We start from the raw sequence: 13792 nt of genomic DNA on the forward strand, positions 1-13792 counted from the left end.
GCTCCCACAAAACCCTATTTCAACCCATAATCAGGTTGTTTTCAGGCCAGATCAAACCGATCCAGATTCATCACCTTGGTCCACGCCTTGACGAAGTCGGCAACGAACTTGCCTTCGGCGTCGGTACTGCCATAGACCTCGGCAATCGCCCGCAATTGCGCGTGTGAGCCAAACACCAGGTCGACACGGGTCGCGGTCCATTTCGGCGCACCGGTCTTGCGGTCACGGCCTTCGAAGGTCGTGCGCGATGCCGGTTTCCACTCGGTGCCCATATCCAGCAGGTTGATGAAGAAGTCATTGCTCAGCGCTTGCGGGCGTTGGGTAAAGACGCCGTGGGCGCTGTCGCCGACATTGGCCTTGAGCACGCGCAGGCCGCCGAGCAGTACAGTCATTTCCGGCGCGGTCAGGGTCAGCAGTTGCGCCTTGTCCACCAGCAGGGCTTCGGCGGATACGGTGTACTGGCCCGCCAGATAGTTGCGAAAGCCATCGGCGATGGGCTCCAGGTAGCCGAACGACTCGACATCGGTCTGCTCCTGACTCGCGTCCATACGCCCCGGAGTAAACGGTACGCTGACGTTATGCCCGGCGTTCTTGGCTGCCTGTTCCACGCCGACGCTACCGGCCAGCACGATCAGGTCGGCGAGGGAAACTTGCTTGCCGCCGACGTTGAAGGCGCTCTGGATACCTTCGAGGGTGCTCAGTACGACGGCCAGTTGCTCAGGCTGATTGACCGCCCAGTCCTTTTGCGGCGCCAGGCGCAGACGGCCACCGTTGGCGCCACCACGCTTGTCCGAACCACGGAAAGTCGAAGCGGCTGCCCAGGCGGTGGAGACCAGTTGTGTAACGGTCAGGTCCGAGGCGGCGATCTTGCTCTTGAGTGCGGCGATATCGTTGTCATCGATCAGCGGGTGATCGACTGCCGGAATCGGGTCCTGCCAGAGCAGCTCTTCAGCGGGCATTTCCGGGCCGAGGTAACGGGGCAGCGGGCCCATGTCGCGGTGGGTCAGCTTGAACCAGGCGCGGGCGAAGGCATCGGCCAACTGCTCGGGATTGTTCAGGAAGCGTCGGGAAATCGGCTCGTAGATAGGGTCGAAGCGCAGGGCCAGGTCTGAGGTGAGCATGGTCGGCGCATGACGCTTGCTCGGATCATGGGCATCCGGGATCTTGCCTGCGCCTGCACCGTTTTTAGGCGTCCACTGATGGGCGCCGGCCGGGCTCTTGGTCAGCTCCCAGTCGAAGGCGAACATGTTTTCCAGGTACTCGTTGCTCCATTGGGTCGGAGTCGAAGTCCAGGTGACTTCCAGGCCACTGGAAATGGTGTCGCCGCCTTTGCCGCTGCCGAAGCTGTTTTTCCAGCCGAAGCCCTGGTCTTCAAGGCCAGCCGCTTCCGGTTCAGGGCCGACGTTGGAAGCCGGGCCTGCGCCGTGGGTCTTGCCGAACGCGTGACCGCCGGCGATCAGGGCGACAGTTTCTTCGTCATTCATGGCCATGCGGCCGAACGTTTCGCGGATGTCTTTTGCCGACGCCACTGGGTCGGGCACGCCTTCCGGACCTTCCGGGTTCACGTAGATCAGGCCCATCTGCACGGCGGCCAGGGGATTTTCCAGGGTGCGTTCGCCCTGGTGGGTACGGCTTTCTTCGTTGCCGTGCTTCTCCGGCTCGGCGACCAGGGTGCCTTCGCCCGGTGGCTGGGTCTGCTGGCCATAACGGACGTCGCCGCCCAGCCAGGTTTTTTCGTTGCCCCAGTACACGTCTTCTTCCGGCTCCCAGACGTCAGGACGTCCGCCGGAGAAACCAAAGGTCTTGAAGCCCATGGATTCGAGGGCAACGTTGCCGGTGAGGATGATCAGGTCGGCCCAGGAGATCTTGCGGCCGTATTTCTGTTTGATCGGCCAGATCAGACGACGGGCCTTGTCCAGGCTGACGTTGTCCGGCCAGCTGTTGAGCGGCGCAAAACGTTGCTGCCCTGCCCCGGCGCCGCCACGGCCATCAGCGGTACGGTAGGTCCCGGCGCTGTGCCAAGCCATACGAACGAAGAACGGGCCGTAATGACCGAAGTCCGCGGGCCACCAGTCCTGGGAATCCGTCATCAGCGCGTGCAGGTCGCGCTTTACCGCTTCCAGATCCAGGCTTTTGAATTCCGTCGCGTAGTCAAACGCCTCGCCCATTGGGTCGGACAGTAATGAGTGCTGATGCAGGATTTTCAGATTCAATTGGTCCGGCCACCAGTCACGGTTACTGGTGCCACCGCCTGCGGCGTGGTTGAACGGGCATTTGGATTCGGTCATATCTGCTCCTGTCTAGGTCGTTTTTTCGCAAAACCTGTGGGAGCCGCCTTGGTGGCGATGACGCCGGAACTGGCGACAGCGTGAGCCATGTCGATCTGCGTCGCTCATGTCACCGCTATCGCCAGCAAGCCGGCTCCCACAAAAGCTGTGTTTATCCCCTCGGCTTGCCGCGCAACATGCTGCCCAGCACCTCGTCCCTTCTGATCCAGCCATGAAAAAGCGCCGCCGCGAGATGGGTGAGGATGGTCAGGAAAAACAGGTAGGCCAGGTAGCGATGAGCTTTGCGCAGGAAGGCGAAGGTCTCGGCATTGGCGGCCAGAATCGATGGCAGGCGGATCGAGCTGCTGAGCATCACCGGGTCTCCGGCGGCGCAAATCATGGCCCAACCAATCAGCGGCATCGCCAGCATCATTGCGTACAGCAGGTAGTGGGAAAGCTTGGCGGCCAGGGCTTGCCATGCAGGCAGGTCGGCTGGCAGCGGCGGCTGGGTCGTCGACAGGCGTACGACAATGCGCACGATCACCAGTAGCAGAATGGCGATGCCCAGCGGCTTGTGCAGATGCAACAGCCATTCATGCCGCTCGGAGACCGACGCCACCATACCGGCACCGATAAACAGCATGGCGATCACCATCACGGCCATCAGCCAGTGCAGCAGGCGCGCCAGTGGCGCGAAATGTGAAGTTGGCTGGTTCATGGCTGTTGCCCCTTGGCGGGTGCCGCCTGCAATTGATCGACTTCTGCGGTGCGGCGCATGTAGGACGTCGCGTAGGCGGCCGAGCGGGCGGCGAGCAATGGATCGTCTGAGCCCTCGATGCCACTTGGCAGCACCAGCGGGTCGAAGTTGATATCGCGGCAGTCACCGCTGAGCTGCGGTGTGGTGCTGTCCACCACCAGGGTGCCGGCGTTCACTGTCTTACGCTCGGCAGGCCATTGTTTGGTGGCATCGCCGGTAGGGTCGCCGGGGTTGGCCAGGGTCAGCACCAGGTCCCAGCGTTGCGGGCCGCTGGCTACTTTTTGAGTCAGGTCACTTTCCAGATAGTCCTTGGCGTCCGGGGTCGGTGCCGGGTCTTTCGCTTGAGCCACCAGGTTCCAGCGCACGGCCTGACGCTGGCCGCTGGCGTTGACCAGGACAAACGCGTTGACGCTGTTGTAGGTCTCGGTGACGAAGCTGGCAGACGGCTTGGCAGTTTTCACCCAGGCCAGGAACGGCTGTGCTTCCGGGTGCGCGGCGAAGAATGCCGGGGGCTTGGCCGGGTCGGGCTTGCCGGTGTTCGGGTCTGGCGCGGTGGCCTTGAGCAGGTCGGTAAACGCCTGGGGCGTGGCCACCGGAAACACCGGCATGCTGTTCATGCCGCTGCGCCACTGTTCACCGTTGGCCTGCCGATACTCCACGGCAAAGCTGCGGATCGGCGCAGCGCTGTCCGGCGAGTACGGATTGCCGGTGGGCAGGGCGAAGCGGCCGATGATGGGCGTACGGCCGCTGGCAAAAACCTGGGCTGTGGACAGGGAAGCGGCAGCGCCATTGCTTTCGAAGTAACCCGCTACGCATTGGCCTTTGGGGTGATTGCGGCGGTAGCCGGGGAATACGCCGTTGTTGTGTTCGAAGGTGTCGACGATTCGCGCGGGCGTCAGGCGTTGTGGGTCAAGGGCGCCACTGACGTAGGCAAAGGTGGCGGCGGCAATGCCGACCACAATGCCGATGCCTGCCAGACGCAGAATGATGGCCGAATTGCTTAGTGGCGGCGGTTTAGGGTGCAAGGGTGGTTCACGGTCACTCATCGGGAAACTCCGGGCCTTCGGCCTCTATAAAAAGTAGGAATAGTGTGACGCCGCTCAGGGCGGCTTATTCCGGTATAGAAATATAGTGGCTGACGGCCGGAGTAGCGCTGGTCAGGCGGCCGCTCGGCTCAACGGTGCCTGAGCGGCAGTTACTGTGGGGGCGAGGAAGGCAGGCGGGCTATAACGAATGCGCGCAAATGTCGGGTCTGGCGACTCGCAGCTTATGGCTGTTGAGCCAATGGAATGAAGGTACAAGGCGCATGGCCCGAATAGCCGAGTGCCGCGCCTTGCTGCAGAAGGCTGGCGGCCAGATTCTGATCTGCCAGCTGGAACGTCCACCCATGGTCGCCGTCAGCCTCATCGACTTGTGCGGCTGCGGCAAGGAACGCGGATCTGTCCGGCAGGTAAGTGGCGAAGCCATCACTCTTCAAGGCGGTGGTGCTGATGCCCAGGCGTGCGCAAATGGCGGCCTTGGCGCGAATGTCCTCGCGGTCTGCCTGGCGCGATTGTTCAATCAGCGCTGCCAGCTCCGTATCGACCAGTTGCCCACCGACAATCAACTGCGGCCCCTGCTCCCAGGACTCGGGTGGGCAGTCCTTACGTTCAGGTCGCAGAGGGATGTGCGGGTTGATTTCCATCGGATAGATGCGACAGACCAGCGGGCGCGACTCGTAAATACCGCAGCGGTTATCGGCATCCAGGTTCCGGCAGGGACCGGCGTTGTAGGCGGCAAAGGTAATCGCCAGCCAGGCGTGCGCGGTGCCGCTGCTGACCCGCACGGATCGGCGCAGGGCGTGTTCGCGTTGCGTATCGGTAATGCCGAGGCCGCTATCGAGAAAGGCTTCGACCAGTACAATGATCGTGCCGCCATCCCCCGCCCAGCGCCGCGCTTCGGCCAATGTCAGCGGCACATGATGATCGTTACAGCATTTGCCGCAACCAACGCATGAATAGGTTGTGCTGATCAACTTGCCACCTCACCGGATTTTTTCTTGGAAGGCGGCAAGTATGTCGGTTCGCAGGTGTTAAGGTGTTCACATTTTGTTTAACTATTTGGGAGGACTTGGGATCACTTCACTTTTTTAATCGTGTCGCCCTCGCGGCTAACGCCGCTCCTGAGGGGAATCGTATTCATTCAAAAAAACTATTGGATATATTTAAAATAAAAAACGCCGCACAGAATGCGGCGTTTTGTTTTTTACATTGAGCATAGTAGCGCCAGAATCAATTAACCGTTTTGACGACCGTAACCCATGGTGGTGTATTCAAGGCTGTGTTTTGCACCGGTGCTATCCACGTAAGTCAGCTGGGTTTTAACCAGACCGTCGAATTTTTCAGGGTCTTGGGAGTTGCTGACGCCGGTGACTTTGGCGACGTCCAAGCCTTTGTGTTGGTTATACTGCTCTACCTGGGTCAGCGGTTTGGCGCTGGCAGAGGTGTAGGTAAGTTCATTGGCCGAGGCAAAAACACTGAACAATGAGAGTGCGGCAAAGGCTACGTATTTCATGTGAATCTCCAATAAATTAGTTTGAGTCTAAAGTGAACCAAGCGGTTGTTCGTTGGCTTCTGGAGTTGATTCTGCGCGGTTATTGAATGAAGGGTAAATATTTGCGATCGATAGGAGACATCAGTGGTATCGATGTTTGCTTATTTCACTATTAATGGTTATCACGCGGGTATTTGACTTCTCTGTGCCAAGGCTCTAAACAGGGCGTTACCGTTTATACGAGAGCTCTGTCATGTCCGGCCCTGCACAACCCGCCTCTGAGCTCGACCGCCTGTTCGCTCTGCAGCGCCAGGCTTATGCCGCCAATCCGCTGCCTGCGCTGGGTCAACGTCTGCAATGGCTGAAAAGCCTGCGCGACCTGCTGTTGAGTGAGCAGGAGGCACTGATTGCCGCCATCAGCCAGGACTTCAGCCATCGCAGCGCTGATGAAACCCGCCTGGCCGAACTGATGCCCAGTCTGCTGGGTATCAAGGACGCGCGTCGGCATCTCAAGCAATGGATGAAACCGTCGCGTCGCCGGGTTGGCCTGGCGTTTCAGCCGGCGTCGACCAGGGTGGTTTATCAGCCACTGGGCGTGGTCGGGATTATCGTGCCGTGGAATTACCCGTTGTTTCTCGCCGTCGGCCCAATGATCGGCGCCCTGGCTGCAGGCAATCGAGTGATGCTCAAACTCAGTGAATCCACCCCGGCCACTGGAGAGTTGCTCAAACGCCTGTTCGCTCGGGTGTTCCCCGAGGATCTGGTCGCCGTGGTGCTGGGTGAAGCCGAGGTGGGCATGGCGTTCTCCCGCTTGCCTTTCGATCATTTGCTGTTTACCGGCTCGACCAGCGTCGGCAGGCATGTCATGCGCGCTGCAGCAGAAAACCTGACGCCGGTTACCCTCGAGCTGGGGGGCAAGTCCCCGGCCATTGTATCTGCCGATGTACCACTCAAGGATGCCGCCGAACGCATTGCCTTCGGCAAGACCCTGAATGCCGGGCAGACCTGTGTGGCGCCGGACTACGTACTGGTGCCCCATGATCGTGTCGAAGGCTTCGTCGAGGCCTACACCCAGACGGTCAGGGCGTTTTATCCGACCCTGGCGGATAACCCGGACTACACCGCAATCATCAATGAGCGACAGCTGGCCCGGCTCAATCACTATCTGGAAGATGCTCGCAGCAAGGGCGCGCGGGTGATTTCGCTGTTCGAACAGAGCCAGGGGCGGCGGCTGCCGTTCAGTCTGTTGCTGAACGTCAGCGACGAGATGAGCGTCATGCAAGACGAAATCTTCGGGCCGTTGCTGCCCATCGTCCCCTATACCGACCTCGCTGAGGCATTGGCCTACATAAACCATCGCCCTCGGCCATTGGCGCTATATTATTTTGGCTACGATAAGGGCGAGCAAACGCGTGTGTTGGAACAGACGCATTCCGGCGGCGTTTGCCTGAATGACACCTTGCTGCATGTGGCCCAGGATGACTTGCCTTTCGGCGGCGTCGGGCCTTCCGGGATGGGGCATTACCATGGGCGCGAGGGCTTCATGACGTTCAGCAAGGCCAAGGGCGTGTTCATCAAACAGCGTTTCAACGCCGCGCGGCTGATTTACCCGCCCTACGGCAAGGCGATTTTGCGCTGGGTGTATAGGCTGTTTATTCGCTAGGCAGCTGTCGCAACGTGTGGTTTAAACGTTTGCGCAATGACAGCCAGTACTCTGTTGCGGTGCACTAGACCTTTGCCCGACTTGGCCGACCGGGATTGCTGCGATACCATCCGATTCCCCAACGGACTCCCGATCAGGACGACGCGATGAACCGAGTGTTGTACCCAGGCACCTTCGACCCAATCACCAAGGGCCATGGCGATCTGGTCGAACGCGCCTCGCGCCTGTTCGATCATGTGATCATCGCTGTCGCCGCCAGCCCGAAGAAAAACCCGCTGTTTGCACTGGAACAGCGCGTGGAGCTGGCCAGAGAGGTCACTAAACACCTGCCAAACGTGGAGGTCATGGGGTTCTCCACCTTGCTCGCGCACTTTGCCAAGGAGCAGAACGCCAACGTGTTTCTGCGCGGCCTGCGGGCGGTTTCCGATTTCGAATATGAGTTTCAGCTGGCCAATATGAATCGCCAGTTGGCGCCGGACGTCGAAAGTCTGTTCCTCACGCCTTCGGAACGTTATTCGTTCATTTCTTCGACGTTGGTCCGTGAAATCGCGGCTCTGGGCGGCGATATCAGCAAGTTCGTGCACCCTGCAGTGGCCGAAGCGTTGACTGAACGCTTCAAGCGATAGAAAGGTCGGGGTGCATATAAAGGTCTAATGCGGCACAATTCGCCGCATTGGCTTTTGTATGCCCCGGCGTCGGCCGCGGCTGGAGTGTTTCATGTCCCTGATCATCACTGACGATTGCATTAACTGCGATGTCTGCGAACCCGAGTGCCCGAACGAGGCGATTTCACAAGGCGAAGAGATCTACGTGATCAATCCGAACCTGTGTACTGAGTGCGTGGGTCACTACGATGAGCCGCAATGCCAGCAAGTCTGCCCCGTGGACTGCATCCCGTTGGATGAAGCCCATGTCGAGAGCAAGGACGATTTGATGGCTAAATACCTGATTCTGACCAGCAAGGCCTGATCTGGCGCCGATCAGCGCTCCAGAGTGCCACTGTTGTCGCCATAGCCGTCACCGGAGCAGCCCAGACAGCGCACGAAGGCTGCTTTGGCCGGGCCTACCACCAGCGCATTGCCAGTTTCTTTGAGGTTGCCGCCCAGCGCTGCGAATGGTGAGGCGATGATGAACAGGCCCGTGCCGATGATCGTTGCGCCAATCAGCAGCGGACGCGCGATGATCAGGTCGCCGACCATGGCGTAGGTAGGCGGGTTCTGAATGCTGTAGACCGGATCACCGCTGCCGTGAGCTTCTTTCTCAGCCATGGCAGGCATGGCCTGCATGCCCAGAAGCAGCGCCAGAGTGGCAGCAAGAATACGAAACGGGCGCATGGCGTGATCCTTCAGGCTCAACAAAATTGAATGCTGCTCACTATAAACCGGGCTATCGGTTAAGCAAGTGCTGCGGTGTATGGGTTTTGTTACCAACACTCCAGTTGCAACTGCCTACTTCTGGCACTTCGGACAATACACACTGGCCCTTTGCCCCAGCTTGACCTCTCGCAGTGTCGTGCCACACACCTTGCACGGCTCCTCGCCCCGCCCGTAGGCGAACAGCTCCTGCTGAAAGTAGCCCGGCTGGCCGTCGCCACCGATGAAGTCGCGCAACGTCGTGCCGCCGCGCTCGATGGCGTGGGCCAGGATACGTTTGATTTCTACCGCCAGCTTCACGTAACGCGCCTTGGAAATGCTGCCAGCCTCGCGGCGCGGATCGATACCGGCGGCGAACAGCGCTTCGGTCGCGTAGATATTGCCGACCCCGACCACCACGGCGTTGTCCATGATGAACGGCTTGACCGCCATCGACCGTCCGCGTGACAGCTCGAACAGGCGCAGGCCATCGAACAGGTCGGTCAGCGGTTCAGGACCCAGACGAATCAGCAGTTCATGATTGAGCGGATCCAGGCTCCACAGCATGGCGCCGAAACGCCGCGGGTCGGTGTAGCGCAGGGCCAGGCCCGATTCCAGCTCGATATCGACGTGCTCATGCTTGAGCGCAGGCAGCCCCGCCTCCACCAGGCGCAGATTGCCTGACATGCCCAAATGGCTGATCAGGGTGCCGACCTCGGCTTCGATCAACAGATACTTGGCGCGGCGATTGACCTGCACGATGGTCTGCCCGGACAGGCGCACATCAAGGTCTTCAGGGATCGGCCAGCGCAGGCGGCGGTCGCGGACGATTACGCGGCTGACGCGTTGCCCCACCAAATGAGGGGAAATGCCCCGGCGGGTGGTTTCAACTTCAGGTAATTCAGGCATGAATGGCTCGATAGGCAGCGGCGCTCAGGATCAACGCGCGCCGAGTTCGCGGATGCTTTCCTTGAGGTTCTCGAAATCGTATTCCGACAGACCGACATAATCGAGAATCAGGTGGCCAATGGTGGCCCACTCTCGATCCTCGGTCTGATTGCCGAGCACCCGATAGGACTCGCAGATATGCTCGGCCATTTTCAACACGCTGAGCAGGTTCTTCAACGGCGGATTGCTGCCAGTGTCGTCCTTGAAGATCGCCAATGCGTTGTGGTGGTTGGCTATGGCGTTACTGACATGATCCGGCAGGCGCCAGGATTTGGCCGTGTAGTAGCCGACCACCGAGTGATTGGTGTTGAGCACCGTGTTTTCGGTGTCGACCACCCGCGTTTCCGGCCCGGCATTGGCGTAGGCCTCTTCGAGGGTATCCATGTAGTCGGGAAAGCGCTTGAGCATCAGCGGAATGCCGCAATCATGGAACAGGCCCAGGGCGTAGGACTCGTCCACCGTCTGGGAGCCGATGCGCTTGGCCAGCGTGAGGCTGGTGTTGGCGACATCCTGTGCGGTGTCCCAGAAGCGGTTAAGGGTGACGATGGTCTCGTCGCTCATCTCGCCCTTGATCGACTGGGCGTTGATGATATTGATCACCGAGCGACTGCCCAGCAGATTAACCGCGCGCTCGATCGAAGCGATCTTGTTGGACAAACCATAGTGGGCCGAATTGACGATTTTCAGCAGCGCGCCGGACAGGCCGGGGTCTTGCGAAATCAGTCGGGCAATCACACCCAGGTCCGGGTCCGGCATGTACTGTTCCATCTGCAGATCAACCATGATCTGTGGCTGTGGTGGCACAGTGATACCTTGAAGGGCCTCGGTAATTTGCTCGGCTGTCAGCTCTTGGGACATAAGTACACACTCAGGGTCAGGCCGCGATTCTACCCCTTCCCGAGCGCTGAACCACACCGCCAAGGCACCATGCCACCCTTCAGAATCGCGTAAGCCTATGTAGATAAAGACCTTGGGCGCCGAAAAAAAATTCCTTGGGACATCGCAAGTCCTACAACTGCCGTCGTGACTCTAAACATTCGTTGCTTAATTAGCCCGTTGGCCGTTACGACACGGAATCCCGCGCTATAATCCCGCTCTTTTTTTCGGAGCGACGTCATGTCTCTGCCTAGCTTGCGCCTCAAAGCCAACGCCGACCGTCGCCTGCGCGCCGGCCACCTGTGGGTCTACAGCAATGAAATCGATGTCGCGGCGACCCCGCTGAACGGTTTCGCCGCCGGTGATCAGGCTTTACTGGAAGCGGCGGGCGGCAAGCCGCTGGGCATCGTCGCCATGAGCCCCAACAACCTGATCTGTGCGCGTTTGCTGTCGCGCGACGTCAAGCTGCCGCTGGACAAGTCGCTGCTGGTGCATCGCCTCAACGTCGCCCTGTCCCTGCGTGAGCGTCTGTTCGACAAGCCTTTCTATCGTCTGGTCTACGGCGATTCCGACCTGCTGCCGGGTCTGGTCGTTGATCGTTTCGGTGACATCCTCGTGGTGCAACTGGCCTCCGCCACCATGGAAAACCACAAGGAAGACCTGTTGGCTGCCCTGGTCCAGGTGCTCAAGCCAAGTGGCATCCTGTTCAAGAACGACTCCGCTGCCCGCGATGCCGAAGGCCTGAACCGTTACGTCGAAACCGCATTCGGCCTGGTCCCGGAGTGGGTCGCGCTGGAAGAGAACGGCGTGAAATTCGAAGCGCCGGTCATGGGCGGCCAGAAGACCGGCTGGTTCTACGACCACCGCATGAATCGCGCGCGTCTGGCCCCGTACGTCAAGGGCAAGCGTGTACTGGACCTGTACAGCTACATCGGCGGCTGGGGTATCCAGGCTGCGGCCTTCGGCGCCAGCGACGTAACCTGCGTCGATGCTTCGTCCTTCGCTCTGGACGGTGTTGAACGCAACGCCGCCCTCAACGGTTTCAGCGAAAAAGTCGCCTGCATCGAAGGCGATGTTTTCGAAGCTCTCAAAGAGCTGAAAGCCAGCGAAGAGCGTTTCGACGTGATCGTGGCCGACCCGCCCGCGTTCATCAAACGCAAGAAAGACCTGAAAAACGGCGAAGGCGCCTACCGTCGCCTCAACGAACAGGCCATGCGCCTGCTCAACAAGGACGGCATCCTGATCAGCGCCTCGTGCTCGATGCACCTGCCTGAAGACGACCTGCAGAACATCCTGCTGACCAGCGCCCGCCATCTGGACCGCAATATCCAGCTGCTCGAGCGCGGTGGCCAGGGCCCGGACCACCCGGTGCACCCGGCGATCGTCGAGACGCGCTATATCAAGAGCATGACGGTGCGATTGCTGCCCAATAGCTGATCAATATCACGTTTTATGTGGGAGCCGCCTTGGTGGCGATCGAGTGCGAAGCGCTCGCCGGAGGCCAGCAGCTTTAGCGACTGAGCTGCCATCATCGCCACCAAGGCGGCTCCCACACAGATAAATCTCAGGGTTTTTCCGTAGGCTCCGGGGTAAACCGTACCCCACCAAACTCCAGATTATTGAACGCCGGCTTCATCACCTTTCCCTCACCCTTCTCGATCAGTTCGATGACCTGGAAGGTATTGCGCATCCCGTTCACAAGTCCGGCCTGGGTCCATTTACCTTCGGCACTGCGAGTGAAGAAGTAGATCGGGTATTCCGAGTCCTTCTTGGAGATCTCCAGTACTTCCGGCTGGCCATCGTCGTTCAGGTCCACTGCCCAAAGCACACAGCCGACGCCATCACAGGGCATTTCGCCGACGTCCTGCTCGGCGAACTGTTCGCTGCCTTCGACGGGCGGGCCGATCCAGGTGAGGTTTTTCGGGCGTTGGCGGTAGCGCTCCCAATCTGCCGTTGGCTCGTCGGCCAGCAGCAGGTCGCGGGAGGTTTTGTCGAACAGTTGTTCCCTGGCGATTTTTTCCAGCAGGGCCTGATAGTGGCGCCGGCCGATCTCGCCGGTGCCGTTGCGCAGTGCGTTGGCATCGAAGTCGGCGACGGCGGTGCGGCCGTCGAGCAGGCGCGCTATCTGGTTGCGTGCGCTGAGTTCCAGCGGGTTAAGCCATGGGGTATTGGTGGCGACCAGGATCACGAAAGTCAGCATGGCAAGCCAAGGGTTGCTGATGCGCAGGCTGCCCAGCCAGGTGTTGTGCCGCAGGATCACCGCCCCGGCCACAGCCAGACTGTAGAACATGCTCAGGATGACCAGCGTCATTGCCGAAAAGCGTTGGGGTGTCAGACCATATTGGTTAATGCGCAGCCAGGTGGAGTAAGCCGCCAGCCCGGCGAGGATCGGCAGGCACAACAGGCTCAGGTTGATCAGCGCGACCATTGCGCGCGGGTAGCCCGTCGGCTGTAGGCCATCCTGGAATACGCCGTTGATCAGGAAGATGCTCACCGCCACCATGCACAGCAGGATCGGCGTCGAGTAGCCGGTCTGCCAGATGGTGGCGAGGCCGGTAAACGGCAAGGTCGCGGTAAATAGCAGCACGATCAGCGCCGCCAGCGGCATCAGGAATCGGCACAAGGTCAGCAATACGCCGCGCAACAGGGCGATGACTTGGGCGTTTTCCCGGCCCATGCGCATGCCGAGGGAAAACAGCAGCGCCAGGCTGAAGATAATGAATTCTGTGGAGGAGAACAGTCGGTCGAAAGCATCGATGCCGAGCATGCTGAACAGATGGCTGCACAACCACAGCAGTAGCCAGAACAGACCGGTCAGCAACAGCGCCAGCAGGACGATAAAGCCATTGTTCCAGGCATGGCGGAACAGCACCTCATAGGGCGGCAGATAGCTCTGCTGCCCCGGCCAGGCCTGGATCAGCGCCGTGGCGATATAACCGGCAGCCAGGGCGCTCATGATCCAGCAACCCGCCAGCCGCGAATCTGCGGGAATGTCGGCGCCGGTGTAGCCCAATACCCAAGCGCTGACCGCCGCGAACAGCAGCCCCAGGCCCAATATCCCCAGCCAGGTACGCCGCTGTCCGGCCTGTTCGCCGAGCAGTTGCAGATTGGTTCCCACCACCAGCACCAGTGATATCACCGCCGCGACCAGCGCGGGGTGCTCCAGGTCGACTAACGCGAGCAACACCAGTGCCTGGACCACGGCGACGGTCAGGTAGAAATACAGCGAGCCTTTAAGGGCGGGCATTACAATTCCTTTTGAGGTTGTGGGGATGGCAAGTCTAGCCAGATGGCCTGCGGAGGGCTGTGATATTGGCCACAGACGAGGCATTAAGTTGCACGATACCCTGCATAGTTATTCAGATGTAGGACGTGTAGACCTAACACCGGTGAAAGG

The 13792-nt window shown here is 59.9% G+C and carries 13 protein-coding genes; 4 read left to right on the plus strand and 9 right to left on the minus strand.

What is annotated here, in order from left to right; all coding sequences use genetic code 11:
• Positions 1 to 41: 41 nt before the first annotated feature.
• The 5 genes from katG to AC1Z24_RS00360 form a co-directional block, all read right to left on the minus strand.
• Complete coding sequence (gene katG / locus AC1Z24_RS00340) at positions 42 to 2288, minus strand: catalase/peroxidase HPI (protein ID WP_483744137.1); 2247 nt, start codon at positions 2286 to 2288, stop codon at positions 42 to 44.
• Between the two features lie 151 nt (positions 2289 to 2439).
• On the minus strand, positions 2440 to 2985 hold the full coding sequence (locus AC1Z24_RS00345) for a cytochrome b (RefSeq protein WP_483744138.1): 546 nt from the start codon (positions 2983 to 2985) through the stop codon (positions 2440 to 2442).
• Positions 2982 to 4070, minus strand: coding sequence for a catalase family peroxidase (locus tag AC1Z24_RS00350; protein ID WP_483744139.1), 1089 nt, complete (start codon positions 4068 to 4070; stop codon positions 2982 to 2984). The genes AC1Z24_RS00345 and AC1Z24_RS00350 overlap by 4 nt, the downstream gene beginning before the upstream one ends.
• 221 nt (positions 4071 to 4291) lie before the next feature.
• Complete coding sequence (locus AC1Z24_RS00355) at positions 4292 to 5035, minus strand: YkgJ family cysteine cluster protein (RefSeq protein ID WP_483746760.1); 744 nt, start codon at positions 5033 to 5035, stop codon at positions 4292 to 4294.
• Positions 5036 to 5298: 263 nt separating this feature from the next.
• Positions 5299 to 5577 (minus strand): DUF2790 domain-containing protein, encoded by a 279-nt coding sequence (locus tag AC1Z24_RS00360; RefSeq protein WP_483744140.1) that lies wholly within the window; start codon positions 5575 to 5577, stop codon positions 5299 to 5301.
• Positions 5578 to 5809: 232 nt separating this feature from the next.
• On the opposite strand from AC1Z24_RS00360, the gene AC1Z24_RS00365 reads away from it, so the two are divergent.
• The 3 genes from AC1Z24_RS00365 to AC1Z24_RS00375 all read left to right on the plus strand — a co-directional run bounded on the left by AC1Z24_RS00365 (position 5810) and on the right by AC1Z24_RS00375 (position 8188).
• Positions 5810 to 7219 (plus strand): coniferyl aldehyde dehydrogenase, encoded by a 1410-nt coding sequence (locus AC1Z24_RS00365; RefSeq protein WP_483744141.1) that lies wholly within the window; start codon positions 5810 to 5812, stop codon positions 7217 to 7219.
• 146 nt (positions 7220 to 7365) lie between these two features.
• Entirely contained in the window at positions 7366 to 7845 is a 480-nt protein-coding gene (gene coaD / locus AC1Z24_RS00370) for a pantetheine-phosphate adenylyltransferase (protein ID WP_259101130.1), read from the plus strand.
• Between the two features lie 91 nt (positions 7846 to 7936).
• Positions 7937 to 8188 (plus strand): YfhL family 4Fe-4S dicluster ferredoxin, encoded by a 252-nt coding sequence (locus tag AC1Z24_RS00375; RefSeq protein ID WP_259101132.1) that lies wholly within the window; start codon positions 7937 to 7939, stop codon positions 8186 to 8188.
• An 11-nt stretch (positions 8189 to 8199) separates the two neighbouring features.
• Here the strand turns inward: AC1Z24_RS00375 and AC1Z24_RS00380 are convergent, their stop codons facing one another.
• From AC1Z24_RS00380 to AC1Z24_RS00390, 3 genes are all read right to left on the minus strand, one after another.
• Complete coding sequence (locus AC1Z24_RS00380; protein WP_483744142.1) at positions 8200 to 8553, minus strand: multidrug transporter; 354 nt, start codon at positions 8551 to 8553, stop codon at positions 8200 to 8202.
• Positions 8554 to 8667: 114 nt separating this feature from the next.
• The gene (gene mutM / locus AC1Z24_RS00385) at positions 8668 to 9480 is read right to left on the minus strand and encodes a bifunctional DNA-formamidopyrimidine glycosylase/DNA-(apurinic or apyrimidinic site) lyase (RefSeq protein WP_483744143.1); all 813 of its coding nucleotides are present in this window, start codon (positions 9478 to 9480) and stop codon (positions 8668 to 8670) included.
• A gap of 30 nt (positions 9481 to 9510) precedes the next feature.
• Positions 9511 to 10323 carry an HDOD domain-containing protein gene (locus tag AC1Z24_RS00390; protein ID WP_483746761.1) on the minus strand — a complete coding sequence of 271 codons (813 nt, stop codon included), beginning with the start codon at positions 10321 to 10323 and terminating at the stop codon, positions 9511 to 9513.
• A 312-nt stretch (positions 10324 to 10635) separates the two neighbouring features.
• Between AC1Z24_RS00390 and AC1Z24_RS00395 the strand changes: the two genes are divergently transcribed.
• The gene (locus AC1Z24_RS00395) at positions 10636 to 11832 is read left to right on the plus strand and encodes a class I SAM-dependent rRNA methyltransferase (RefSeq protein ID WP_483744144.1); all 1197 of its coding nucleotides are present in this window, start codon (positions 10636 to 10638) and stop codon (positions 11830 to 11832) included.
• A 127-nt stretch (positions 11833 to 11959) separates the two neighbouring features.
• Here AC1Z24_RS00395 and AC1Z24_RS00400 read toward each other — a convergent pair whose 3' ends face one another.
• Positions 11960 to 13642, minus strand: coding sequence for a DUF4153 domain-containing protein (locus AC1Z24_RS00400; protein ID WP_483744145.1), 1683 nt, complete (start codon positions 13640 to 13642; stop codon positions 11960 to 11962).
• Positions 13643 to 13792 lie beyond the last annotated feature (150 nt).

The organism is Pseudomonas sp. JL23 (assembly GCF_056933585.1).

Excerpts from the sequence above, each read along its gene's own strand:
- AC1Z24_RS00375 (WP_259101132.1), top strand. The coding sequence starts at position 7,937 with ATGTCCCTGATCATCACTGACGATTGCATTAACTGCGATGTCTGCGAA.
- AC1Z24_RS00345 (WP_483744138.1), bottom strand. The coding sequence starts at position 2,985 with ATGAACCAGCCAACTTCACATTTCGCGCCACTGGCGCGCCTGCTGCAC.
- katG (WP_483744137.1), bottom strand. The coding sequence starts at position 2,288 with ATGACCGAATCCAAATGCCCGTTCAACCACGCCGCAGGCGGTGGCACC.
- AC1Z24_RS00380 (WP_483744142.1), bottom strand. The coding sequence starts at position 8,553 with ATGCGCCCGTTTCGTATTCTTGCTGCCACTCTGGCGCTGCTTCTGGGC.
- coaD (WP_259101130.1), top strand. The coding sequence starts at position 7,366 with ATGAACCGAGTGTTGTACCCAGGCACCTTCGACCCAATCACCAAGGGC.
- AC1Z24_RS00400 (WP_483744145.1), bottom strand. The coding sequence starts at position 13,642 with ATGCCCGCCCTTAAAGGCTCGCTGTATTTCTACCTGACCGTCGCCGTG.
- mutM (WP_483744143.1), bottom strand. The coding sequence starts at position 9,480 with ATGCCTGAATTACCTGAAGTTGAAACCACCCGCCGGGGCATTTCCCCT.
- AC1Z24_RS00395 (WP_483744144.1), top strand. The coding sequence starts at position 10,636 with ATGTCTCTGCCTAGCTTGCGCCTCAAAGCCAACGCCGACCGTCGCCTG.
- AC1Z24_RS00350 (WP_483744139.1), bottom strand. The coding sequence starts at position 4,070 with ATGAGTGACCGTGAACCACCCTTGCACCCTAAACCGCCGCCACTAAGC.
- AC1Z24_RS00360 (WP_483744140.1), bottom strand. The coding sequence starts at position 5,577 with ATGAAATACGTAGCCTTTGCCGCACTCTCATTGTTCAGTGTTTTTGCC.
- AC1Z24_RS00365 (WP_483744141.1), top strand. The coding sequence starts at position 5,810 with ATGTCCGGCCCTGCACAACCCGCCTCTGAGCTCGACCGCCTGTTCGCT.